The organism is Ignavibacteria bacterium (assembly GCA_017302895.1).
GTDB lineage: Bacteria > Bacteroidota > Ignavibacteria > Ignavibacteriales > Ignavibacteriaceae > UTCHB3.
This window is the reverse complement of record JAFLBV010000004.1, coordinates 217,037-242,559: the sequence shown is the minus strand read 5'-3', so window position 1 is coordinate 242,559 and position 25,523 is coordinate 217,037. Positions and strand designations below refer to the sequence as shown.

22 protein-coding genes are annotated in these 25,523 nt (G+C 40.4%); 17 read left to right on the top strand and 5 right to left on the bottom strand.

Annotation, left to right across the window (positions count from 1 at the left end; genetic code table 11):
* Positions 1-2 precede the first annotated feature (2 nt).
* From J0L60_15355 to arr, 9 genes are all read left to right on the top strand, one after another.
* Positions 3-1,340, top strand: a complete 1,338-nt coding sequence (locus J0L60_15355; protein MBN8547506.1) for a sigma-54-dependent Fis family transcriptional regulator — start codon at positions 3-5, stop codon at positions 1,338-1,340.
* A gap of 315 nt (positions 1,341-1,655) precedes the next feature.
* Positions 1,656-5,012 (top strand): efflux RND transporter permease subunit, encoded by a 3,357-nt coding sequence (locus J0L60_15350; protein ID MBN8547505.1) that lies wholly within the window; start codon positions 1,656-1,658, stop codon positions 5,010-5,012.
* Entirely contained in the window at positions 5,012-6,343 is a 1,332-nt protein-coding gene (locus J0L60_15345; GenBank protein ID MBN8547504.1) for a TolC family protein, read from the top strand. The genes J0L60_15350 and J0L60_15345 overlap by 1 nt, the downstream gene beginning before the upstream one ends.
* A gap of 220 nt (positions 6,344-6,563) precedes the next feature.
* Positions 6,564-7,682, top strand: coding sequence for an efflux RND transporter periplasmic adaptor subunit (locus J0L60_15340; protein ID MBN8547503.1), 1,119 nt, complete (start codon positions 6,564-6,566; stop codon positions 7,680-7,682).
* A 21-nt stretch (positions 7,683-7,703) separates the two neighbouring features.
* Complete coding sequence (locus tag J0L60_15335) at positions 7,704-8,057, top strand: hypothetical protein (GenBank protein ID MBN8547502.1); 354 nt, start codon at positions 7,704-7,706, stop codon at positions 8,055-8,057.
* A 35-nt stretch (positions 8,058-8,092) separates the two neighbouring features.
* Entirely contained in the window at positions 8,093-8,674 is a 582-nt protein-coding gene (locus J0L60_15330) for an Ig-like domain-containing protein (protein ID MBN8547501.1), read from the top strand.
* Between the two features lie 125 nt (positions 8,675-8,799).
* Positions 8,800-9,351, top strand: a complete 552-nt coding sequence (locus J0L60_15325; protein MBN8547500.1) for a hypothetical protein — start codon at positions 8,800-8,802, stop codon at positions 9,349-9,351.
* 123 nt (positions 9,352-9,474) lie between these two features.
* Positions 9,475-10,248 (top strand): methyltransferase domain-containing protein, encoded by a 774-nt coding sequence (locus J0L60_15320; protein MBN8547499.1) that lies wholly within the window; start codon positions 9,475-9,477, stop codon positions 10,246-10,248.
* A gap of 312 nt (positions 10,249-10,560) precedes the next feature.
* Entirely contained in the window at positions 10,561-11,007 is a 447-nt protein-coding gene (arr, locus tag J0L60_15315) for an NAD(+)--rifampin ADP-ribosyltransferase (protein ID MBN8547498.1), read from the top strand.
* 327 nt (positions 11,008-11,334) lie between these two features.
* On the opposite strand, the gene J0L60_15310 is transcribed toward arr, so the two are convergent.
* Complete coding sequence (locus tag J0L60_15310; protein MBN8547497.1) at positions 11,335-11,886, bottom strand: hypothetical protein; 552 nt, start codon at positions 11,884-11,886, stop codon at positions 11,335-11,337.
* 226 nt (positions 11,887-12,112) lie between these two features.
* Between J0L60_15310 and J0L60_15305 the strand changes: the two genes are divergently transcribed.
* Positions 12,113-13,105: an alpha/beta hydrolase gene (locus J0L60_15305; GenBank protein MBN8547496.1), complete on the top strand. Its 993-nt coding sequence runs from the start codon at positions 12,113-12,115 to the stop codon at positions 13,103-13,105.
* Between the two features lie 92 nt (positions 13,106-13,197).
* Here the strand turns inward: J0L60_15305 and katG are convergent, their stop codons facing one another.
* Entirely contained in the window at positions 13,198-15,396 is a 2,199-nt protein-coding gene (gene katG / locus J0L60_15300; protein ID MBN8547495.1) for a catalase/peroxidase HPI, read from the bottom strand.
* 651 nt (positions 15,397-16,047) lie between these two features.
* On the opposite strand from katG, the gene J0L60_15295 reads away from it, so the two are divergent.
* The 3 genes from J0L60_15295 (at position 16,048) to J0L60_15285 (ending at position 18,212) form a co-directional block, all read left to right on the top strand.
* The gene (locus tag J0L60_15295) at positions 16,048-16,527 is read left to right on the top strand and encodes a hypothetical protein (GenBank protein ID MBN8547494.1); all 480 of its coding nucleotides are present in this window, start codon (positions 16,048-16,050) and stop codon (positions 16,525-16,527) included.
* A gap of 207 nt (positions 16,528-16,734) precedes the next feature.
* The gene (locus J0L60_15290; GenBank protein ID MBN8547493.1) at positions 16,735-17,295 is read left to right on the top strand and encodes a hypothetical protein; all 561 of its coding nucleotides are present in this window, start codon (positions 16,735-16,737) and stop codon (positions 17,293-17,295) included.
* On the top strand, positions 17,292-18,212 hold the full coding sequence (locus J0L60_15285; GenBank protein ID MBN8547492.1) for a hypothetical protein: 921 nt from the start codon (positions 17,292-17,294) through the stop codon (positions 18,210-18,212). Before J0L60_15290 ends, J0L60_15285 begins: the two co-directional genes overlap by 4 nt.
* Before the next feature lie 101 nt (positions 18,213-18,313).
* Here J0L60_15285 and J0L60_15280 read toward each other — a convergent pair whose 3' ends face one another.
* On the bottom strand, positions 18,314-18,643 hold the full coding sequence (locus J0L60_15280) for a hypothetical protein (protein MBN8547491.1): 330 nt from the start codon (positions 18,641-18,643) through the stop codon (positions 18,314-18,316).
* A gap of 172 nt (positions 18,644-18,815) precedes the next feature.
* Between J0L60_15280 and J0L60_15275 the strand changes: the two genes are divergently transcribed.
* The 3 genes from J0L60_15275 (at position 18,816) to J0L60_15265 (ending at position 23,046) form a co-directional block, all read left to right on the top strand.
* Positions 18,816-19,682: a hypothetical protein gene (locus tag J0L60_15275; GenBank protein MBN8547490.1), complete on the top strand. Its 867-nt coding sequence runs from the start codon at positions 18,816-18,818 to the stop codon at positions 19,680-19,682.
* Between the two features lie 53 nt (positions 19,683-19,735).
* The gene (locus J0L60_15270; protein ID MBN8547489.1) at positions 19,736-20,536 is read left to right on the top strand and encodes a cation transporter; all 801 of its coding nucleotides are present in this window, start codon (positions 19,736-19,738) and stop codon (positions 20,534-20,536) included.
* A gap of 218 nt (positions 20,537-20,754) precedes the next feature.
* The gene (locus J0L60_15265; GenBank protein MBN8547488.1) at positions 20,755-23,046 is read left to right on the top strand and encodes a PAS domain S-box protein; all 2,292 of its coding nucleotides are present in this window, start codon (positions 20,755-20,757) and stop codon (positions 23,044-23,046) included.
* Between the two features lie 49 nt (positions 23,047-23,095).
* Here the strand turns inward: J0L60_15265 and J0L60_15260 are convergent, their stop codons facing one another.
* Both J0L60_15260 and J0L60_15255 read right to left on the bottom strand, forming a co-directional pair.
* Positions 23,096-23,251 (bottom strand): hypothetical protein, encoded by a 156-nt coding sequence (locus tag J0L60_15260; protein ID MBN8547487.1) that lies wholly within the window; start codon positions 23,249-23,251, stop codon positions 23,096-23,098.
* Position 23,252: 1 nt separating this feature from the next.
* Complete coding sequence (locus tag J0L60_15255; protein MBN8547486.1) at positions 23,253-24,134, bottom strand: SPFH domain-containing protein; 882 nt, start codon at positions 24,132-24,134, stop codon at positions 23,253-23,255.
* Between the two features lie 188 nt (positions 24,135-24,322).
* Between J0L60_15255 and J0L60_15250 the strand changes: the two genes are divergently transcribed.
* Positions 24,323-25,477, top strand: coding sequence for a serine/threonine-protein phosphatase (locus tag J0L60_15250; protein ID MBN8547485.1), 1,155 nt, complete (start codon positions 24,323-24,325; stop codon positions 25,475-25,477).
* The last annotated feature ends 46 nt before the right edge of the window (positions 25,478-25,523 follow it).

Genomic DNA, 25,523 nt, shown 5'->3' with positions numbered 1-25,523 from the left:
CAATGGAAAAAATATTGATTATCGATGATGATGAATCAATAAGGGAATCACTGGTTAACTTGTTGGGAAGGTGGAAATTCAGTGCAATCGCGGCAGAAAACGGCAGGCAGGGGATTGAGCTAGCATTATCCGAAAATCCCGATCTTATCATCTCTGATATAAGAATGCCTAAAATGAGTGGACTCGAAGTTTTGGATGAACTTCAAAGATTAAAATTGTCGATTCACTTAATTATCATTACAGCACACGATGACATGTCTACCACGATACAAGCAATACAGAAGGGGGCTTATGATTTTGTTGAGAAGCCGATAGAAACGGAAAGGTTAAGAATATCCATCCAGCGAGCCCTTGAAAACAAGCGATTGAGTGAGACAATAAAAGTGATATCCACAGAATCAGAAGTAAATGTAGAAAATACGATTATTGGCAAAACTGAAAAGATGAAAGAAATATTCAGGAAAATTGGTTCAGTTTCCGATAACAGGGTAACTGTGCTCATCAGAGGTGAGAGCGGAACGGGGAAAGAGTTGGTAGCAAAGGCAATCCACTATGGAGGAGTTACCAGGAATTATCCATTTGTTGCGATTAACTGCACAGCCATTACTGAGTCCTTGTTGGAGAGTGAACTTTTTGGTCATGTTAAGGGTGCTTTTACCGGCTCAGTCAAAGATAAAAAAGGAAAGTTCGAATTGGCTGATCAGGGAACAATATTCCTCGACGAGATATCGGAAATGTCTGTTAACCTGCAAGCAAAGATTCTTAGAGTCCTTCAGGAAAGAGAATTTGAATCTGTTGGTGGAAATGATACAATCCCGATGAGAGCACGGATAATTGCAGCTTCAAACAACAATCTGGAAGAATTGGTTACACAGAAAAAATTCAGGGAAGATCTCTATTTCAGATTGAATGTGGTCAATTTTGAATTGCCACCATTAAGAGAAAGGAGAGAAGATATTCCACTTCTCGTTAACCACTTTGTCAGGAAAATTAATTTGGAACTTCATAAGACAGTAACAAAAATTCCCGATGAGGTGATTAAATATCTGCAGGAATACTCCTGGACCGGAAATGTTCGTGAATTGGAAAATTTGCTAATGCAGGCAATTGTACTTACCAAAGGTGATATGCTCCTAATGGAGAATATTTTAGTAAAAAAACATAAAGAGCAGAGATCGGGAGAGGTGCTACTGAGTCTCGAAGAGATTGAGCGCCGGCACATCGAAAAAGTTTTAAACCATTTTAAGTGGGACAAAACAAAATCTGCAGAGTCACTTGGGATATCATTGCCTACATTATACAGCAAAATTAAGAGTTTTAAAATTGAAAACGATTTTTAAATATTTTAATTATTTATTAAATTTTCTTAATACTCCTGATCCAGGAAAGTTAAAAAAGCAATAAAACCGCCGTAATTGAATATGGCATGATTGTTGAACAATAGCATAATCATTTAAAAGATTTGGAATATGCTAATTCAACTTTCAATTTTTTCTCTCTACCTGATTGCAGTCGGGATCGTGTTATACACATGCTATTTAATACTCACTTCTGAAAAGCGGAAAGGAGCACCTCACCCCGATATTCCATTCGCGAATTCCCCAAAAATAAATAGATCACAGAATCATGCAGACTTCGAGTAGAGGAGAATTGTAATGATAGAGAAGATTATTGATTGGTCGGCGAATAATCGTTTTTTTGTTATTCTAATCTATGTAGTGATTATCGGTGTTGGAATATATAGCGTAATAAATCTTCCCGTGGATGCAATTCCTGATCTTTCCGAGAATCAAGTTATAATTTTTACGGAGTGGATGGGCCGTTCACCTGAAATAATTGAGAATCAGGTTACTTATCCAATTGTTTCCGGGCTTCAGGGCTTACCTGACGTAAAGGCTGTTAGAGCTTCGTCCATGTTTGGGATGTCTTTTGTATTTGTGATCTTTAAAGATAATGTTGATCTCTACTTTGCACGGAACAGAGTGCTGGAAAGGATGAACACTATCCAGGCTCAATTGCCATCCGGCGTGGTGCCATCTCTTGGTCCGGATGGAACAGGAGTTGGCCATGTATTTTGGTATACATTAAAAGGGGACAACCAGGATTTAGGAACTTTGCGTTCCATTCAGGATTGGTATGTCAGGTACAAATTGTCTGCTGTGGATGGTGTTGCCGAAGTTGCCAGCATCGGAGGATATGTAAAACAATATCAGGTGGATGTTAACCCAACGGACCTGCGTGGTTATAATCTAACCGTCAGCGATGTAGTAAATGCTGTCCAAAGAAGTAACAATGAAGTTGGTGGTAAGATATTAGAAGTAAATGATGCTGAGTACTTTGTGCGGGGACAGGGCTATATTAAAACAATAGAGGATGTAGAAAACACAGTTATTAGAGGGGGTCCAAACGGTATTCCTGTCTTGATAAAAGATGTTGCAAAAGTACAGTTGGGTGGGGATATCAGAAGAGGTTCTCTTGAATTGAATGGTGAGGGCCAAGCTGTTGGCGGTATCATTGTAATGCGTACAGGTGAAAATGCTCAAAAAGTGATTGAACGAGTAAAAGAGAAAATAAAAGAGATAACTCCGGGGTTACCTGAGGGAGTTGAGATAGTAAGTTCCTATGATAGAAGCACACTAATCCATGAAGCCGTGGGCACTTTGGAAAGAGCTTTGATCGAAGCCTCAATAACAGTTGCAATAATGGTAATGATTTTTCTGTTGCACTTCAGGAGTATAATCAGAATACTTATCGAACTTCCGATCTCTATTCTCATTGCTTTTATTTTGATGTATATCTTCGATATCTCGTCAAATATTATGAGTCTGGGGGGCATAATACTTGCGGTCGGGGTAATCGTGGATTCTTCGATAGTGCTGGTTGAAAACGCATACCGCAATTTAGCCAGAGCTATTTCAGAAAAAGGGACACTCACCAAAGAAGAATACGCCAAAATTTCGATTGATTCTGCCAAACAAGTAGGTAGAGCGATCTTTTTTTCCGAGCTGATTATTTTGGTCTCCTTTCTGCCGGTTTTTCTTCTCACCGGGCAAGAAGGGAAGATGTTTCAACCCCTGGCGTTCACAAAATCATTTGCCATGCTTGGCTCGGCGATCGTGGTTATTTCATTGATACCTGTATTGATGACGATGCTTATGAGAGGAAATTTCAAACCTGAAGACAAGAATCCAACCACCAGATTTTTCAAAAGACTTTATGAACCGGTTATTCACTGGGTGCTGAAACATCGTAAAATAACAATAGCGATTAATCTAATAGCATTGTTAATTACAATACCCATGATCCTTGATACGGGAAGTGAATTTATGCCACCGCTCGACGAAGGGTCCATTTTATACATGCCTGTTACACTTCCAGGAGCATCGATTACAGAAGTGAACAGAATTCTTCAGGAACAGGATAAAATAATAAAAGCCGTACCAGAAGTACACCATGTTTTGGGAAAAGCCGGAAGGGCAGAGACAGCAACAGATAATGCTCCTTTAAGTATGATCGAAACGATAATTTTGTTAAAACCCAAAAGCGAATGGCGCCCCGGTATTACAAGGCAGGATATAGTTGCCGAGTTGGATGAAAAACTTCAAATACCAGGAGTGAGAAACGGTTGGACACAGCCAATTATCAACAGAATAAACATGCTTTCAACCGGTGTAAGAACTGATGTAGGGTTTAAAATATTTGGATCAAATTTGGATACTCTCGAAGAGTATGCGATCAGGGCTGAGCAACTGCTTAAGACAGTGGATGGAGCAGCAGACGTGGTGGCTGAGCGGGTACAAAATGGCTATTATTTGGATATTAAAGTTAAAAGAGAAGCTGCCGCTAGATATGGGGTAAATATTGCGGACATCCAAGATATAATCGAAACAGCTATTGGCGGACAAAATCTTGGAGTTGTAATTGAAGACCGAATGAGATTCCCTATCCGCATGCGTTTTCAAAAAGATTACCGTAGCAGTATTGAAGAACTTGAAGATCTGATTGTCCCCGTTGCAATAGCGGGTGGAATGTCAGCTGAATCCACGGGTATGAATCCATCAGGTGGCGTTCAGAGTGGGAATTCGGCTGGTGGGGGGATGTCTTCAATGGGTAAAACCAGCAATGCAAGTGTACTCCCTTCGGTAGTTGATGATGGAAATAACTCATCACTTACATCCACTGATCAGAATAATATAGCATATATTCCTCTTTCTGAACTGGCTGAAATTAAAACATTAACCGGTCCTCCTATGATCAGTAGTGAGGATGGAATGTTGCGTTCCATTGTTTTTATGAACACTCGGGGAAGGGATATGGGCAGTGTTATGGAGGACGCAAAGAAAGTAATTGAAGAAAATTTGGAATTGCCCCCGGGATATAGCTATGCCTGGAGTGGGCAATATGAGAGTAAAGTTAGAGCTCAACAGACTATGGAAATTATAATGCCAGTCGTGTTCCTGGTTATTTTTCTATTGCTGTTTATGACCTTAAAAAATTATGTTGAAGCGGGCGTAGTTATGTTATCAGTCCCTTTTGCACTTATAGGTGGAATGTATATGGTTTACGCCCTGGGGTATAATTTTTCAGTCGCTGTCTGGGTTGGTTTTATCGCCCTTTATGGAATTGCTGTTGAAACTGGTGTGGTTATGGTAATTTATCTGCATGAAGCCTTGGACAGAAAACTACGAGATTATCACAAGGGCAGGAGAGGTCCGATTACAAAAAAAGATATCTATGATGCTACTGTTGAGGGGTCTGTCCTCAGATTGCGTCCCAAATTAATGACCGTTGCAACAGCTCTGGTTGGGTTGGTCCCCATCATGTGGTCAACAGGCACAGGGGCAGATGTAATGAAACCTCTGACTGCTCCAATGATAGGGGGACTTCTGACATCAGCAGTACATGTTCTTGTGGTCACTCCAATTTTGTTTGCCATGATGAAAGAACACGCTCTTAAAAAAGGGACACTTGACATATCAAAAATGGCTGATTGGATGAAGGAGACAGATTAATGAAATTGTTTAAGTACATGAATTTAGGATACGGCTATCTTAAGAATTTATTCTTATTCGTCATATCAGTAATTATGTTGCATACGGTAGCAGATGCGCAATCGCTTGATTCATTGATTGAAGAAGCGATTACGAATAACCCACAATTAAAAGCGATGCAATTCAAAATTAAAGCCTCGGAATTCAAGGCCGAATCTATCAACAATTATCCCGCACCTAATGCATCTCTGGAGTTTTCTCAGGTTCCCATCTTAAATCCCGTTTTCCCAACCCAGGCTCTATCGATTAATTTAGGTGTTTCGCAGATGTTTCCCCTGGGCGACAAACTCGGTGCCATGACTGAAGTTGAGAGAAGAAATACCAGGATTGAAGGGGATAGTTTTGCCGAGTATAAGGTCAATCTTATAGGGAAGATAAAAATGTCATACTACACTTTGTGGCTTATTGACCGCAAAATTGAAGTCCAGATGAAAAGTATTCAGCTTCTTTCTGATCTGATGAAGTCGATGGAGATCACTTTGTCCATTAATCGAATCAATCAGGTGGACCTGTTAACAATTCAGAGCGAAATAGCAACAAATGAAACACAATTGCTTATTCTCGAAAAACAAAAAGATGCGGAAAACTACCGGTTGAACGGGTTGCTTGGCAGGAATTTAGATGAATCTGTGATTTTTATCCCGGAAGAGATGTCGGATATAAAATTGACAATGAGTCAAACAAAACTTGAAAACATGCTTTCTGAGATCAATCCCACGCTGAAAAAAATGGATAATATGATTAATATGAATCGCGCAATGATTGACGCAAATGAACGGGAGTTAATTCCCGATTTGATGCTTCAAGGTATGTTTATGGTGATGCCAAAAGGGATGATTCTTACTTCGCAGTCCGATTTGGGGATGCTTGATTCCAAAGTGGAGTTTATGTATTCTTTAATGGTCTCTATTAACCTTCCATTTGCACCTTGGTCGGTAAACAAATACAAAGCGAAATCGCAAGAACTGGCCGCGGGGATAAGCAGTATTATTTATGAAAAGACAAATATGCAAAGAGAAATGGGTGTTAAACTGAGAGAATTAACAGTGAAGTTTTCAACTGCGTCTGAATTGTTAAAATTGTATGACAAAAAAATTATTCCGTTAACCAGGCAAACCACTGAATCCCAGATATCTGCTTATCAGAACAATAAAAGTAATATAACTGCGGTCATCGATTCTTATCGGATGATGTTAATGGTTCAAATGAATTATTACATGGCGCTGGCAGATACGCAAATGTCACTGGCAGAAATTGAGATGATGGTTGGTGGAAAAATAACTGAATATTAAATGCAAAATGGTATAAAAGAAAATCAGGAATACCGAGATGGAAAGAATTAAATACTCATTACTAACATTGATTTTATTGTCGTTTTTGTTCATCGGCTGTTCGGAGAGCGAAAATTCGAAGGATGATAAGAAAGAAAAACCAACGACAAAGGAATACTGGACTTGCACAATGCATCCTCAGGTTCGGCTGGAAGGGCCAGGAGCTTGCCCTATTTGTGGTATGGATCTAATCAAGAAAACCGAAGAAGTAAAAGAACCCACCAGCGGAAACGAATATGACATGGACAAAATGGTTACTCTTACAGGGAAAAAGCAAGTTTTGGCGAATGTTTCCACCGTAAAGATTTTACGCGAAAAACTAAACAAGGAAATTTCTGTTTACAGTTACCTGGATTTTGCCGAACAAAGTAGAAAAGTAATATCAGCAAGATTTAGTGGCAGGATAGAAAGGCTATATGTGGATAGAACCGGACAATACATAAAAAAAGGAGAACCTCTTTTCGAAATTTACAGTCCCGATCTGGTGCAGGCACAGAATGATTTCCTTATCGCTTTAACCGGTGTGCAACAGATTGATAACAGTTCTTTAGTAGCTGCTGCTAAAAACAAACTTGAACTCTTTGGGATGACAATGGCACAAATTAAAGAGGTCGAGCAGACTCGCAAGATTAAAAATATCCTGACCTATTACTCGCCTGTTAGTGGAACGGTCATCGAAAAAAAAGTACAGGAAGGGATGTATGTTAATGAGGGAACATCAATCTTTGACATAGCTGAACTATCAACACTTTGGAATATCTCGGAAATAAATGAGAAAGACATAGCCTCAGCCAGGCTTGGTTCCTTGGTTAAATTAACCTTAAAGGCATATCCGCAGGAAGAGTTCACGGGAAAAGTGACCTTCATTTACCCCGTCGTAAACTCCAAAACGAGGACGGTTAAGGTAAGAAGTGAATTTGTGAATAAAGGTGGAAAATTGAAGCCTCAAATGTATGGTGAGACTATTTTTTCGACTTCTTCTGGTGAGGGTTTATTAGTCCCTGCAGAGGCAATCATATTCTCAGGTAAAAGAACCGTGGTATGGGTGAAAGCTTCTGACGGTATGTTTGAGGGGCGTGATGTGAAAATAGGAAGCAAATTTGGCTATAAGTATCAGGTGCTCGAAGGCTTGGAAGAGAATGAAGAAGTTGCAGCCTCCGGCGGTTTCCTTATCGATTCAGAAAGCCAGCTAAAATCGGGTATGCCTTCAGGGCATCAACATGGAGAATCAGATCAACCGAAAAAGGAACCTTCGGCGAAAAAATCAAATAAAAAATCAGACGAACACAACAATCATTAACTAACCTGAACGGATTACAAAATGAAAACAATCAAATATTTAAGCATTTTTATTATGCTTTTTGGACTGCTAAGCATTAATGTCTATTCTCAAGGACACGATCACGCGCATTCAAAAGATAAAAAGACGGACAAAAAGAATGAAGTTACCGTGAAAATGGATAAAACGGAGAAAAATCCGATTATCCGAAAAGGTGTCATCGATCTAAAGTCAATTGATAAAAATAAAGATGGTAAAGTTTATCAAGATCAGATGGACTGGAATGTGATTTCGGATGAAGCCGGAAAATGCCCAATCTGCAAAATGGAACTAAAACAAGTAACGCTTAAAAAAGCGAAAGAAAACCTCATTAAAAACGGGTTTAAAGTTAAATAACAATACTATTAATGTTAAAAAACAAGACAAAACAAATGAAAACTTCAATAAAAATATTTTCACTTTCTTTAATTCTTCCTGTTCTACTGTTTTTAACAGGATGCACCAGGATGAGTTCAAATCCCCACGATGCTCTCTCCAATGCATCTGCAAATTTCACAATCACCCCAACTGATAATCAGGCAGGCGTTTCAGTAGATCAAAAGATTCAAATTCAATTCGCCGACCCCGTTGATCCATTGTTGGTGGAGAATTATCTCCATTTGATTTCTGAATTCGAATTTACTGACTCAAACTGCCGTTTTGATTCTCTGATGAATCATTCAAATATGGGTATGTCGATGAGGGATACATCGAAAATGAATCATATGGATCAATATCACGCTATTGGAGGAAGGTTTACCTGGTCTGATGGCAATAAATTATGCACATTTACTCCAGATTCATTATTAAAACCAAATACTAGCTATATGATACATATTGGTAGAGGCATGATGGAATCAGGATATATGGGAGGTATGGGGGATATGGGTGGACATGGTGGTTCTGTTCCGCAGGGGCATATGATGTTACATTTTAAAACAAAAGAATCATCGGGTAATCATGGGCACCATTAATTGGAAATCTGATAGTTAAACTCTTCCGGTATGCCCGCTTCCATATATCACAAGATACGATATTGGACATACCGGATGATTATTGAGTATTAATTAAGATACCTGTAACTCAAAGGAAAACCCAAATGAAAACGATAATTCTGTTAATTGTAATTACATCTTTGCTTTTTGAAGGATGTATGATGGGAATGATGGGAGGCATGGAGCATGGCAGTCAAGGAAACAAAAATTCATCGATGAATCCAAGAATCAAGGAGGTACTTGTTTCGAATTACAGTCTTATAGCCGAATTTCCTGCACCTGTGTTAAACGGACAAATCAACTATACACTCAACATAATTGACCGGGAAACTAAACATAACATTGATTCGGCAGAAGTTTGGTTCATAACAGGCGACGAAAACAAACAAGTTGAGTCTTCTCAAACAAAACTTAATCAGAATCTCACCGGTGAATATTCCGCTTCCTATACAATTGATACTGAAGATTCAAAGCTCATCGGTTTTAAAATACACTCCATTAACGGCGAGCATTTTCAAATCCCGATAGAAATATTCATAGAACAGCAAGCCATGATGGATCACAGTGAACACTCCGGAATAATGGGTTATGCGCCATATATGATAGGCGGTGTTGTTATGATGGGCGGGATGATGCTTTTATTAATGAGTAGATAGAGTTTGCGATCCATGGAGAAAATATTAAATTTGCAGTGTAAATAATCATGGATCGCTTCATATCTGAAGAGTATCCACGCCACTTGAAATGGGTGGCTAAAAAAACATAATAACACGAACACCATGAACAACGAAGATAAATCCATTCACGAGTTTGATTTTGCACTAATCTGCGAATATTTTGCGGGTGTTGAACGACAGGGCCCCGGAAGTCCTGAAGCGACACTTAAAGCCCTGAGTTTCATAAATAATCTTAACCCAGATTCCAGGATTGCAGATCTCGGTTGTGGAACAGGAGGACAAACAATGATCCTGGCACAGAACAGTCCCGGAAGTATTACCGGTATTGACCTTTTTCCCGCATTCATTGAGATTTTTAATTCGAATGCTGAGAAACTGAATTTACAGGATCGGGTAAAAGGAATTGCCGGTTCAATGGATAATCTGCCATTCAATGAGAATGAACTCGACCTGATCTGGTCTGAGGGTGCAATCTACAATATTGGCTTCGAAAGGGGAGTGAATGAATGGAAAAAGTTTTTGAAACCGGGTGGATATCTTGCTGTCACGGAAGCCTGCTGGTTTACTGAATCAAGACCGGAAGAGATTGAAAGATACTGGCAGGCCGCATACCCAGAGATTGACACCATTTCCAATAAAGTAAATGTAATGCAAAAAGCCGGATATGTTCCAGTTGCACTATTCACACTTCACGAAAATTGCTGGTTGGATAATTTTTACGATCCCCAAAGTCTTATTCAGGAGGAATTCCTTAAGAAGCATCCTGGTAACCTGAATGCTGAAAACCTGGTAGATGAGATGAGGCACGAAGTGGAGATGTATAACAAATACAAAGAATTCTATGGTTATGCATTTTTTATCGGGAGAAAGATTTAAGCGCAATCTCTAAACTTCTTCGCAAAAAAGATCAGATGAAAGTCTGATCTTTTTTGCTTTTAAACAGCATTGAAAATCATTAAGATCCCCAAATTACCACCCTGTATTATACTCAGTTTGCATAATTACTGGAAAAATATTAAAATTGAACCGACTTTTATAAGATTTATTTGTATTAATCTTTCGTTCATAATCTGGATTATACGAGTTTTGTCGTGTCACAATGAGCTAATGGCAGGTTTTTTTAACTCGACAACTCGATAAATAAAAAACGACGAAATTCAATTTTTGTTAATTAATACCGGGAAATCAATGGAAACAAATAAGGCTGCTAATAAATTGAACACTCCTAATCCAAGTCCTTTTTCACAAACATTCTTTCATGGCACAAAGGCTGATTTGAAGCCTGGCGACTTTATCGAAGTGGGTTATAACTCCAACTTTGGACAGGAAAAGAGAGCGAAGTACATTTATCTTACTGCAACATTAGATGCTGCAATCTGGGGAGCTGAACTTGCCTTGGGAGAAGGTCCTGGAAGAATATTTCTGGTTGAGCCTACAGGTAAAATTGAGGATGATCCTAATTTAACAGACAAGAAGTTCCCGGGCAATCCAACCATGTCCTACCGCTCGGAACATCCATTTAAAGTTGTTGGAGAGGTTGCCGCTTGGCAGGGACACTCACCGGAACAGGTCAAAGCCATGAAAGACGGATTAGTAAAACTTAAAGAACAAGGCATTGAGGCAATCGAGGATTGAGGAGAAAGACTGATTCCTTTTTCTAGCAGCCAAGGGAATCCATAGGTTAAAAGATTTCTTTATGTCTATCGATAACTGACATCACCATTTTACCCAAAAACGGCAATTTGTTGCAAGACAGGTTGCCGTGTTTGATTTAAGAGGGTTCGATTTGAGACAACGACATCCTCTCTTTGAATAGTGTTGTATTTTCAAAAAGCTAATGAAGAATTGTGTGTTACATTAATGAAGATTTGGATATCTGCACAATAAACTAAAAATCACACAGCACAATAAACTATAAACCGCACGGCATTTTAATCATTAACCTAAATCCATTTGATCCCCTTATTTTTCTTTTTCCACAAATTTATATACATCCAGCAGATCATCAAAGGTTTTCAGAATTACATGACAGTCTTCGGTAGTAATTTCATCGATATTCTTATCGAAAAATTTTCCAATAAAGATAAAGGTCTTTGTACTTTTTGCATAGAAGTCTTTTTCAAGTATTTTGACCGGTTCAATCTCACCTATATTTTTCAGGTTCACTTGGCTGTAGGTTCGGTATTCGAGAAATTTGTCGGGGTTCCTCTTAAAGTACTCGTTGAATCTTTCAACCTTTGGATAAAGCGGACTGATATCGCGTACATAATTTGAGGTTTCTAATGAGAATGCGATTCCATAACGAAATTTTCTGTATTCCTGATCGTAGCCAATATTGAACTGAAACTCCAGTCTCCCGCCACGATGAAATGCGTAGTCGCTCTTTACTCCGTTACCAAATATTTTTCTTGGGAGTCGATTCTTAAAGCCTCTAAGATCCCGGCGTAATTCTTGCAATTCACCAATTTTGTAACGGACTGACAACTCATTTAGTCTATCGGTTATATCTTTCATTGACATAAATTCCTCATGAGAAAAAGGTTATAGAAGTTTGTACCAATTGCAAATTAATACTTACATGTAAAAATGCGATTACGATCCCAAATTTATATATAAAAATGCGATTATGATCCCAAATTTATATATAAAAATGCGATTATCCTTGAATTCAGTGGTATCATTGTGATTCTTTATACCTTTCCATTCCTTAATTATAATTTTACGGACAGGTAAACTCTCAATGGACGAAAACAGAATTCACGAAAAAATATTTATAAATATTGGTAATACCCGTCAAGGGATGTTCATCGTTGGTGAAAACATCAATAATCCGGTTCTCCTGTTTCTTCACGGGGGACCCGGGATGCCCACATTTTTTTTAGAGAAGCAGTACCCTACGGGGCTGGCGCAGCATTTTACAGTTTGCTATTGGGAGCAGACGGGTGGAGGATTTTCCTTTAGTCCTGAAATCTCTCCCGAAGAGATGAGTGTGGAGAGAATTGTCAATGACGCCATTGAAGTTACGAAGTACCTCAGGCAGAGGTTTGGAAAAGAAAAGATTTACCTGATGGGACATTCATGGGGTTCACTAATCGGAATATTGACTTCAGCAAGAGCTCCCCACCTTTTTGAAGCTTATATCGGTGTTGCTCAGATTACAAACCAGTCGGAATCAGAGAAACTTGCGTTTAAGTACATGCTCGATAAATATACTGAAGCAGGTAACAGAGGCATGGTCTCGAAATTTGGGAGTTACAATTTGGAAAATGGAAAAACGGAGATAATAAGATTTTTCAAATCGCCACTCCGGGACAAAACTATGCACGAGCTTGGGATTGGTACAATGCACGGGATGAAATCGGTAATAAGCGGTGTATTTATTCCTTTTATGACTTCAAAGCACTATTCGATTACAGAAAGAATAAACCTCTGGCGGGCAAAAATGTTGTTACTAAATAAAACAAAACTCATTGAAGAACTGTTTAGTCACAACTTCCCGGATGAGATTCCAAAACTTGCGATTCCGGTTTATTTCCTCTCCGGAATCCATGATCTTACAGTGAATTACGAACTCTCCCGAGAGTATCTGAAGAAAATTGATGCCCCTGTAAAAGGATTCTACACATTCGAGAAATCAGCCCACTCTCCAATGCATGAGGAGCCGGCGAGGTTTATTGATATCATGAGGGAGGATGTGAAAATGAAAAGCAACAAATTGGCTGATGCATTTTGAAAAGCATTTTGATTATCGGGTAAAAAAAAGCCGTGATATTTCTACCACGGCTTTTTAAAGATTATCAGATTATGATAAATCTGTTCTGTGGGTTATTTCAGATCAAACCGGTCGAGATTCATAACTTTATTCCATGCAGCAACAAAATCCTTAACAAATTTCTCTTTACCGTCGGAACAAGCATACACTTCAGCAACTGCTCTTAGTTCGGAGTTTGAACCGAATACGAGGTCGGCGCGCGTAGCTGTCCATTTAACTTTACCTGTCTTGCTGTCTCTTCCTTCAAATTTTTCCTTTGCTTCATCTGTTGCTGTCCAGATTGTGTCCATTTCTAGCAGATTCACAAAGAAATCGTTTGTTAAGACACCGGGACGACTTGTGAAAACGCCGGTCACTGAATTGTCATAATTGGCATGAAGAGCACGAAGTCCACCAACCAGTACTGTCATTTCAGGAGCTGTGAGGGTGAGGAGCTGCGCCTTGTCAACTAGCAGATGTTCTGACGGAACAGCGAAAGGAGCTTTAAGGTAATTACGGAAACCGTCAGCATAAGGTTCGAGAACTGAGAACGATTCAGCATCAGTCTGTTCCTGTGATGCATCCATTCTGCCAGGGGTGAACGGAACGGCAACATCATGTCCTGCATCTTTTGCAGCTTTTTCGACACCTGCACATCCGGCGAGAACGATCAAATCGGCGATTGAGATTTTCTTCCCGTCTTTCTGAGCAGAGTTGAACTCTTTTTGAATGTTTTCGAGGACACCAAGAACTTTTGCAAGTTGTGCCGGGTTGTTCACTTCCCAGTTTTTCTGAGGCTCTAGTCTGATTCTTGCGCCATTGGCTCCACCTCTTTTATCTGAACCACGGAAAGTGGAAGCAGAAGCCCAGGCGGTTGAAACAAGTTCGGAAATGGTAAGCCCTGAAGCGAGAATTTTAGTCTTTAATGCGGCAACATAATTGGCATCGACTAATTTATGATCAACTGCGGGAATCGGGTCCTGCCAGATGAGGTCTTCAGCCGGAACTTCGGATCCCAGATAGCAGGCTTTTGGTCCCATATCCCTGTGAGTTAATTTGAACCATGCGCGGGCAAAAGCATCAGCAAACTGATCAGGATTCTCATAGAAGCGTCTTGAAATTTTTTCGTATTCAGGATCAAATCTGAGTGAAAGATCAGTTGTCAACATCGTCGGAAGGTGTTTCTTCGAAGGATCATGCGCATCAGGAATAGATGGTTCAGCATTTTTAGCTACCCATTGCTGAGCGCCTGCCGGGCTTTTGGTGAGCTCATATTCGTATTCAAAAAGATGTTTGAAGAAATCGTTGCTCCACTTTGCCGGAGTGGTTGTCCATGTCACTTCCGGACCACCTGTGGTAGTGTGAGCACCTTTTCCTGTACCGAAATTGTTGTGCCATCCAAGACCCTGTGCTTCAATATCGGCGGCTTCAGGTTCAGGTCCCATAAGTGAAGGGTCGCCTGCTCCGTGGGCTTTTCCAAATGTGTGACCGCCTGCAATAAGAGCTACAGTTTCTTCATCATTCATTGCCATACGGGCAAAAGTTTCTCTGATGTCGTGGGCTGCGAGAACGGGATCAGGATTTCCACCCGGACCCTCGGGATTTACATAGATAAGTCCCATCTGAACTGCGGCAAGAGGATTTTCGAGATCGCGTTTACCTGAATAGCGTTTTTCATCTGATAACCATGTGGATTCCTTTCCCCAGTAGATGCTGCTGTCCGGTTCCCATGCGTCTTCTCTTCCGGCACCAAATCCGAAGGTCTTGAATCCCATCGACTCGAGAGCCACATTTCCCGCGAGGACCAGGAGATCAGCCCAGGAAATTTTGCTGCCGTATTTTTGTTTGATTGGCCAGAGGAGTCTGCGGGCTTTGTCGAGGTTGGTATTGTCGGGCCAACTGTTCAGGGGGGCGAATCGCTGATAACCACCTGAAGCTCCGCCTCTTCCGTCACTCGTTCTGTAGGTGCCGGCAGCATGCCATGACAATCGAATAAAAAATGGTCCATAATGGCCGAAATCAGCGGGCCACCAGTCCTGAGAATCAGTCATAAGTGCGGTAAGGTCTTTTTTCAGCCCTTCAAAGTCCAAATCTTTTAAGGCCTCTTTATAGTCGTAACCTTCATCCATTGGATTGGTGAGAGGGGAATTTTGTCTTAAAATGTTCAGGTTCAACCGGTTAGGCCACCAGTCTTTATTCTGTGTGCCGCCTCCGCCAATTCCGGTGGAATGGGGAAATGGACACTTGCCTCCGCTTTGTGAATTATCACTCATATGTAATCCTTTCTGAAATAATTTACGGTTTAAATATAAACATTTAAGCACCGTAAAACATCCGATTATTAATGTTTATTGAGAGTAAACCGGTTGATTTGCTCCGGCATTACTCACGAATCTCTTACAAGGAAATACATATTTTGAAGAGATTTAGTTCCATCGGGGAAGATGGACAGAATTGTTTGTACACTCTTCGTACCGGTCGATTCCGTTTTTCAAAAGAAAAAAGAGCGAAGAGTGGCAGCGAAATCATCTTTATCAGGAAAAAGAGAAAAATTTTATAAAAAACAACAAAAATAGGTGTTAACACCTATTGATTATTATTTAGATTTAGTCTATATTTGCGTTGAGTATTATTTTAATATGAAAAAACCTGAATAATCTGTTGCTGCAGACGGTAATTAATTAAGGTTAAAATAAAAACACTCCCTTTTGGCCGGTTAATTCATTTTGTGATATTGGTCACTTGCCAGGCATCCTGAAGCAAATTAATAAAAATACTGAATAATTACCCGGAACAATAATTTATTCCGTTTGTAGAAGCATATAGAAACAGACATTTAATAGATACAACAGTTTCAATTTGTGCGGAACCTCCGCAAATTTTTTAATCAAAATCAATTAATCACATTCAAAGAAAGAGGCGTTATGTTAAAGAAATTAACATTTTCCGCATTTTTATTGTTCATTTTCTTCGCAAATACAAATTTTGCACAGGAAACCTTTACACAGTCTGACGCACAGGTCAGTGTAACACTTCCTGCCGGCTGGCAGTATGAAACATCAGATAAAATGATGATGGCATCACCTGCCGAAGGAGGCTTCTTTGTATATTTCAAAGTTCTTCATGTAGATGCACTTGATGCAGCTCTTGGTGAAGCGGATGCGATTTTAGCCGGTCAGTTTAAAGAGATCAAACTCGGTGATGCAAGAAACGAAGTTGTCAACGGAATGAATGCAATATCGGTTTCCGGTACAGCAGACGGTGCACAGCTTTTCGTCGGTGTACTTGATACACCTGCAGCCAATATTTCACTGCTCGTTTGGGCAATGGGAACAGATGATGTTATCACAAAATACTCAAATGATATCGCGACCATTTTGACCAGCATTCAGCCTGCTAAATAGTCGGGTTTCCATACTTTAAGATTTTCAAAATCTTTGACGGATGGACCGGTAAACGGTTCATCCGTTTTTTGTTTTAAACAAGAGACAAAACAGTCCTTCTTATTAAGATTTAGACTAAATAATAAATATAACAATTGGTATAACTATTTGGTGTGTTTCGCGGAAATTATTATTTTCATGTTGATTTTTGAACAATTTTGATTTTTAATGAAACGGATACTCCCCTCGATCTTACTTTTTACCGGTCTGATCGCAATCTCCATTCTAATAGATTACATACTCCATCTCTTAAATCTCGTTCAGGTTGGGAGGTACTTTGGAATTATTGGTACCGTTTTGATCCTCACTTCGTTTATTTACTCACTGCGAAAAAGAAAAATTATCACCTCGGGTGTTCCCAAAAGACTGCTCGCATTTCATGAGTTTCTTGGCTGGCTTGGGGCGGTGGTTATAATTGTTCATGGTGGGATTCATTTCAACGCTATCATTCCATGGGCTGCACTTTTTGCGATGATTATTGTTGTTGCCAGCGGATTGACCGGGAAATTCCTTCTAAATGAGGTGAAAGTTGATCTGAAACAGAAGATAGCTGAAATGAAAGCAAAGCAGATGTCTCAGGAGGAAATTGACAAGGAGGTGCTGTTTCAGTCTTTACTTGTGGATAAAATGCAGAAGTGGCGGAAGGTTCATATGCCGTTGAACATGATTTTCATGGCACTGGCTCTTATCCATATTTTCGGTACTCTATTAATGTGGAGTTGGAGATGATGCGTACATATTACTGGTTTATCGGCGCTTTAGCGTTCGGAGTCGCGATGCTATTTATATCTCCTTACTACTCAATTAACCCGGGAGTGCTCAGCAAGGGCCACGAGGATTTGAAAAATGACTGTATGACCTGTCACACTCTTGTTGAGGGCGCTGTAACAGAAAAATGTATTGCCTGCCACAAACAGGATCAGATAGGTGTAGCAACTGCCACTGCTACACATCCGGCAAGAGAAAACAAGCGGGCTCAGCTTCTTCATAAAAACATCAAGGAGATTGACTGCGTTGTCTGCCACCGGGAGCATACAGGAGAATCAAAGGACCTGGCAGTAAAGAAATTTTCCCATGATATCATCAATACAGGTGTGAGAGAAAAGTGCTCTGCCTGTCACGACTATCAAAAACCCAAAGGTGATTTTCATGAGGGTCTTCAGGTTGAATGCGGCAGTTGCCATAACACTTCGACCTGGAAGGATGCAAAATTTAAGCATGACTTGTCCGGATTAGACACAAAATATTGCAACCGGTGTCATGAAAAAGACAAACCAAAAGATGAGATGCACACAAGTATCAGTGCCGGTGAGACCTGTTCCGCCTGCCATACTACCAGGGCATGGAAACCCTCGACATTCGATCATTCGAAATATTTTGTCTTCGACGGCGATCATCCTGCAACCTGTTCAAACTGCCACACTTCGGGGCAGAATTTCAAATCATATACCTGCTATAACTGCCACGAGCACAATGAAGCAAAAATTTCATCAAAGCACCTGAAAGAGGGAATTTCAGACTTTTCGAATTGTGTCCGGTGTCACCGTTCGAGTGACAAACACGGTCTTGAAGGTGGTGAAGGGAAGAAAAGTGAAGAAGAAAAAAAGAAAAAAGACCACAACAAAAAAGAGAGGGATGATGACTGAATAAAAGGTACATGAATCAATAAGTTCATTTGACTAATTGCCGATAACAGTCAGCATTGCTCCAATAAAATTGGGAACCAAGGTAGTCGGAGAATATTTAATTAAAACAAAAAATTAAGAATCATTGCCGCGGAGGGGGGAATCTCCACTTTCTTCTCCTTGATTTCTTTCGGTGGGAAATCACGCATTGCAAGATTCATCCACTCTCTTGAAGTGGAGAGGTTCAGGAAGGTCATGAAGCCTTTATCTCCAATTTTCACGAAATTGTAACCAATTATTCTGACTTCAAGAGTCTGCAATTCGCCTTTCAACAGAAGTGTCGCATTTATTTCTTTCGTACTGTCATCAATCGAAAGAGCTGTTACTTCTCCATACGGATGGATGTAATGTTGTATTACCATCCGCATCCCGCGGGTGAGCGCTTCATTCATAAAATTTCCAAACATGGTTCTTCCTTTATTTCTGGAATTAACATTCTCAAATCTAGAAAAAATTCAATATATTGGGGTACAATTATAAATTCTTTTTTAAATCGTATACATTGACCTGCTTTCTATGAGACCTGTAATATTTCTTATTTTCTTATTGTTCACATGTGGAACAATGTTTCCGCAAAAAGTAAAACCAACTGAACAGAGCAACCCAAAACTTTCGTACGAAGATTTCATTACCGGGTTCAAAAGCGTATGGGTGGAGATGGATGAGCTAACCCAGTCGGCGATTGATCAGGGGAAATCGGGTGAACTTGTGAAAACATTCAAAAAGTATTTCAGTGAACTTGGTCTTGACCCCTGCTATATCACTTCTGAAGAGAAGAATGAACTTAGCAGAAAAGCCTCCACTTCCTGCACCAATGTCAATTTTAGATTTAACTGGGTATCTGACGGGTTTGAGATATCTGACATATTTATTCATGTCAGCGACTGTAACGGGCTTTTTTATAAATTTATAAGAAAAGGAACTGTAAAAATTGACTTCTCACTTGAGCGAACACTTCTAACTGAGTGGCGGAAACTTCTCAACCACAAGAGGGCAACTTATGATCCTGACAGAGCCCCTCAACTGATAAAGGGAACCACCGGTTTAACCGAATCAGAATTCAGAAAAAAGCTTGATAAAGAGGGAGCAAAGGACATCGAAGGTGTCTATGAATTGATGAAGGAGCCGGGCAGTAATGAACTTTTCAGAAAACTTCGTATCGGAATCGAGAAAATGAATGAAAGGGAATACCGCCTTTATTATTACTCCGGTGCATTGCACAAAAGTGACTGGCTGGATGGCGAATTCAAAGGTGACATGACTAAAACGGGCAAAAAGGACTACTACAAGGTTTCCTGGAAACGGGACAATAAAACCACGGATGACGAAGTTTTTTGTTCTTCGGCGGAACAGGGGATGCTCTCATTCAGTTTTATCGACGGGGATAAAACAGTCACTATGAGGTTCCTGAAATTGTATCCTGTATTTTAACCGCGTCAGTTGAACAACTCAGGTGATAATTTGGAATTCCAATAAATAAAAATATGAAAATTGACACATACAGAATAGCAAAGATGGATTGCCCCTCGGAAGAGCAGATGATCCGCATGAAGCTTTCAGGCATCTCAACGATTAAGAATCTTGAGTTTGATCTCTCAAACAGAAAACTGAAGGTCTTACATTCCGGGGAATCAGAGGAGATTTACACAAAACTTGAATCGCTTGATCTCGATACTGTTCTTATAGAAAGTGCCACTTCCGACAGTGAAATTCTCGAACCGCAAAGAGAGGATGATCAGCATCAGAAAAAACTATTGATTGCAGTTCTTGCCATCAATTTTTTCTTTTTCGTATTTGAGACTGTTGCCGGATTTCTCTCAAATTCCATGGGTCTGGTTGCCGATGGTCTGGATATGCTTGCCGATGCGATTGTTTACGGAATGGCACTTGCCGCGGTGGGTGCACACCTTTCGAGGAAGCAAAGAGTAGCTTCGATCAGCGGGTATCTTCAATTGATTCTTGCACTCCTCGGATTTTTTGAGGTAGTGCGGAGGTTTATTTATCCCGAGGATACACCCGAATATCTTCGAATGATAGTAGTCTCGGCTCTTGCACTTCTGGGAAACGGTGCTTCTTTGATTATTCTGAACAGATCAAAGAATGATGAAGCTCACATCCGGGCGAGCAAAATATTTACCTCCAATGATGTACTTGCCAATATCGGGGTGATTACAGCGGGCGTTCTTGTCTACATGACAAACACACAATTCCCTGATCTTGTAATTGGTGCAGTTGTTTTTTACCTGGTACTCAGGGGAGCGATCAGGATATTGAAACTTGCATAAGAGAGGCTTCCGGAAGGGATTTTGACTAAAGTTTTATCTATAATAATCGTTAATTATTATGTGAATTTCATCAGATTCAATATGTTTTAAATGGTTATTTTATTATATTAATGTCGGGTGTCGAGATAATTTGTTTTAACCGTCCAGCTCTTCAATTTCGACTAATTAGTGCATTTTGATTAATTGTACTTTTTCTTTCAAAATCGAAATTTTTTAATATGAAGAAAAGCACCGCACAATCTCCCAATATTAATGTCACAGGTCTGCTGTTCGATACCAATCCACAGACCATGTGGATTTATGACCTGGAAACCCTTCAATTTCTCGCCGTTAATGATGCAGCGATCGTAAACTACGGATATTCCCGGGAAGAGTTCCTTCGAATGACACTCAATGATATCAGACCCCTGGATGACATATCCAAACTGCATGAGGATGTTGCGAACACAACAAAGAGTTATAATAATGCAGGTATCTGGAGGCATCTTAAAAAAGACGGTACCCTCATTTATGTTCAAATAATTTCACACGAGATTGTCTTCAGAAACCGTCCGGCACGGCATGTTCTGGTTTCCGATGTAACCGGTTTAGTTCTCAAGGAACAGGCACTTATTCAATCGGAGAGTAATTTCCGCGGGTTGTTTGAAAAAAATGTTGCAATTATGTTGATTTCCGATCCAACCGATGGTCAGGTGATTGAAGCAAATGAATCTGCTGCACGATTTTACGGATACTCAATCGAAGAACTCAAACAAAAAAAGATGACTGAAATTAACGCACTTGGGGATGATGCTCTGCCACTAATGAAGAAAGCATCACAACAGGAAAAGTCATATTTTGTGTTTATGCATAAATTGAAAAACGGGGAAAGCAGGATGGTGGAAGTCTATTACAGCCGGGTGATGATCGACGGCAGACACTGTTTGCATTCCATAATACATGATATCACGGAGAAGAAAGAAGCTCAAAAAATGCTTCAACTCCTTAATCGGGCGGTAGAACAGGGTCCCGCAGGGATATTCATTACCGATACCTCAGGAAGAATTATATATGTGAATTCCAGATATTGCAAAATTACAGGTTACTCTGCAAAAGAATTGAAGGGGAAAAATCCCAGATTGTTTAAATCCGGGAAGATGCAACCGTCGGAGTATCAAAAGTTATGGAGTACAATTCTGGAGGGTAAGATTTGGCGAGGCGAAATGCTAAACAAAAGGAAGAATGGTGATTTATATTGGGAATACGCTGTGATAGCTCCCGTTTCCGATGATTCCGGAGGAACAACTCACTATGTTGCCATCAAAGAAGATATTACAGCCCAAAAGAGGCTCATTGAGCAATTGGAACTCTCCAAAACAGCCGCCGAAGAAGCCAACCGCTTGAAATCAGCTTTCCTTCAGAATATGAGTCACGAACTCAGAACTCCGCTTATTGCCATACTCGGTTTCGCGGAAATTTTGAATGAAGAACTTGAGGATCCTGAATTCCGTGAAATGGCTGAAAAAATTGAATACTCTGCCATCAGACTGTTAGATACAATTAAATCGATTCTTGCCCTTTCACATGCGGAGTCAAAACTTTTGCCTGTAAATAACACAGTAATAAATATCTGTGCCGTTGCACAGGATCAATTCGAGAGTTTCAGGGAAAAAGCCGGTGAAAAAGGGCTCGGATATTATATCTCACTTCCGAAAGAGACGGTCTTTGCTCTTCTCGATGAAGAAATGTTCAGCAGGATTATCTTCCATCTGCTGGATAATGCAATTAAATTCACAGTGAAAGGGGAAGTCAAACTTTCAATCCAAACTGAAATGATTCAAAAAGAAGATGGACAAGATTGGCTCGAAATTAAAGTCCGGGTCGCAGATACGGGGATTGGAATCGCAGAAGAGAAAATTCCATTGATATTTAGTGCATTCAGGCAGGTAAGTGAAGGATACAACAGGGCATTTGAGGGTTCAGGTTTGGGACTCACACTCTCCAAATTGTTTACCGAAAAGATGGGGGGAAGGATTGATGTCAGGAGCAGTCAAAATGAAGGGACGGTTTTCGAGGCAGTTTTCACCGTAAGGAAACAGGACTATTCATTGGCAGAACCTGTAAATACAGGAAAGTGTTCCGGATCGGGTAATATACTCCTTGTTGAAGATGAGCCGGTCGTGTTTAATATTGTCAAAAAGATGCTTGGTCCGTCCGTCGTTTTGGAATTGGCCGGTGACGCAGAATCTGCTTTGGAGATGATGAAAGTAAGGAGTTATGAACTTGTTCTGCTGGATATCAATTTGGGTGGTGGGATGTCCGGACTCGAAGCAGTTAATCTGATCAGGAGAATTCCCGGATATGAAAGTATTCCGGTGATTGCATGTACCGTTTATACAAAAGGTGGGGATGATGAGGAGTACATCAGACAGGGGTTTGATGACATACTTCCCAAACCATTTTCACGACAGACACTGATCGAAAAAATTTCCAGATGGATGAAGCCGGAAAAACTTGAAACAGCGGGTTGAGAAAGAGCGTAGCAGCACCTCCCAACCCCGTTTCCAATTTCTCGAAACTCTACTTTTCGGTTTTCCCGGTTCTCTTCTTTACCTGCTCTCTTAAAATGTATTCAATTTGAGCATTGACAGAGCGGAGTTCATCCTTTGCCCACTCGTTGAGGGCATCGTAAAGTTTTGGATCGATTCTAAGGATGACCGGCTTTTTCTCTGCCATGTCAATACAGAGTACCTGAATTGATTATCGGTTGAGCAGCCCTGTCGGAACAGAGTACGACCATCAGGTTGCCCACCATGGCAGCTTTTCTTTCTTCATCGAGTTCGATTACATTCTCCTCACTCAATCTCTTTAATGCCATTTCCACCATTCCCACTGCACCATCGACGATCTTGGTTCTAGCTGCGATTACAGCTTCCGCCTGTTGTCTTTGAAGCATCGCATGAGCAATTTCCGGAGCGTAAGCGAGGTGATTGATTCTGGCTTCCTCTATGACGATTCCGGCGCCTGCAATTCTTTCCTGAATTTCCTTTCCGAGTGCCTGGGATATCTCATCAAGGGACGAGCGGAGACTTATCGGATCATCCTCTGTGGAATCGTACGGATAAATCGTCGCAATATGCCTGATGGCAGACTCCGATTGAACAATTGTGTAGGTTTTGTAGTCTTCAACGGCGAAGAGGGCTTCGGCTGTTTCATTTACTCTCCATACCACAACTGCTGAAATTTCTATCGGATTCCCTTTTTTGTCGTTCACTTTCAGTTTCTGACTGTCAAAGTTATTCGTCCTCAAAGAAAGTTTCTTCTTTGTGTAGAAGGGATTTGCCCAGTGAAAACCTTCAGTACGGTCAGTTCCTTTGTATTCACCAAAAAGGAGGAGAACCACTGCACTATTTGGTTCGATTGTGTAGAGACCGCCCATCATAATGAGAGAAAAGATCATCACAAGAATGGAAGGAACTATGTAAAATATGTCCCTGTAATCATCTGAGGCGTTGTTACCCCGGTAAATCAGTACCACTGCTGCGAGCAGTATCAGTGAAATATAAGTGAAGAGATAAATGAATCCGTTAGATGTCCGGATTTCCTTTTCTTTTATCATTGCTGACTCCATAAGTTAAAATGATATCAAAATAATATCAAAAAGATACGATCGAAATATGTAAAATTCGAAAACCAAAGTCAAGAGGCAAATGAAAAAAACGGATGAACGGTGAAAAATGATGGTTTAATGTACCTGATTGAAAAAAATTCTTGTTATTTTGGTCTTTAAAATCACCGGAATAATTGATGATTAAGAATTATATGTCGATAAAAAACTATTTAAAGAGACAGAGAAGAGACAATCTTTTTTTCAGGAGCCTCCCGTGGCGGTCATACCTGACCTTTCTGTCAGCAATTTTCTTTCTTTTCTCAATTCTGGGATTTGTCTCCAGTCTGATGTCGATGGGCAGATCCTCCTACGGGATGATTGTGATTAACTGTGTTATCTCAGGACTCACCGGAGCATTATATGCTCACAGTTTTATCAGGGATTTAAAGTTTCTGGTCCCTTCGGTCATACTGCAGTTCGGCTTGATCTTTTTTAACAGCACACAAACCCCGTCAGAGGCGACACAGTTGAATAACCCGGCGTATTTTCAGTTTCACGCGTTGGGTATCCTTTTCCTGATGGTTCTGGGGTATGTGTTATTCATTGTATTTATAAACGGGGAAGGGTATAAACACTTCAAATATAAAACAGAGATAGATCTCGCAAAAAAGCTGCACGACATCCTTGTTCCCAAGGTTTCTTTGATCGCCGGGGGTTATGAAATTTTTAGTTTTGCGAAGCCTGCCGGTGAAGTCGGCGGTGATCTGTCTGATGTTTATACCGGTTCCGAAGGTGAAATTGTAATAACCGTCGCTGATGTATCGGGTCACGGAGTAAGTGCCGCACTTCTGATGGGGATGTTCAAAAGTGCCTTGAGGAGCAATCTGGACAGAGGTTGCAGTCTTGCAGAGTCTTATCGATATATAAATTCAACTCTTTATTCGATGAAGGAGAGGAAAATGTTCATTACTGCTTCATCGCTTAAACTTTCTGAGAGGGGTTGCGGCTTTACTATCGCCGGGCACCTTCCCTTGCTTCACTTCAAAGCTGCAACAGGAGAGGTTGTGGAAGGGATGATTAAGCAGATACCCTTTGGAGTGAAGAAGGAGTTCGATTTTAAGGAAGAGACGGTTGCACCTGAAAAAGGTGATATAATCCTGTTGCTGACCGATGGAGTTACAGAAACTTTTTCCGGCGGGAAAAAGATGTTTGGAATTGAGAAAGTAAAGCAATTGCTTATCGAGAACTCACATCTCGGCAGCGAGGCGATTACGGGATCAATAATATCGGAAGTGGAAAAGTTTGGTAAGCCGGTTGACGACTTGACGCTGGTTACAGTGAAAAGGGTATAGTTATCCCGAGGAACCTGCAAAATTGAAGGGGGAGACAACCCGGAAT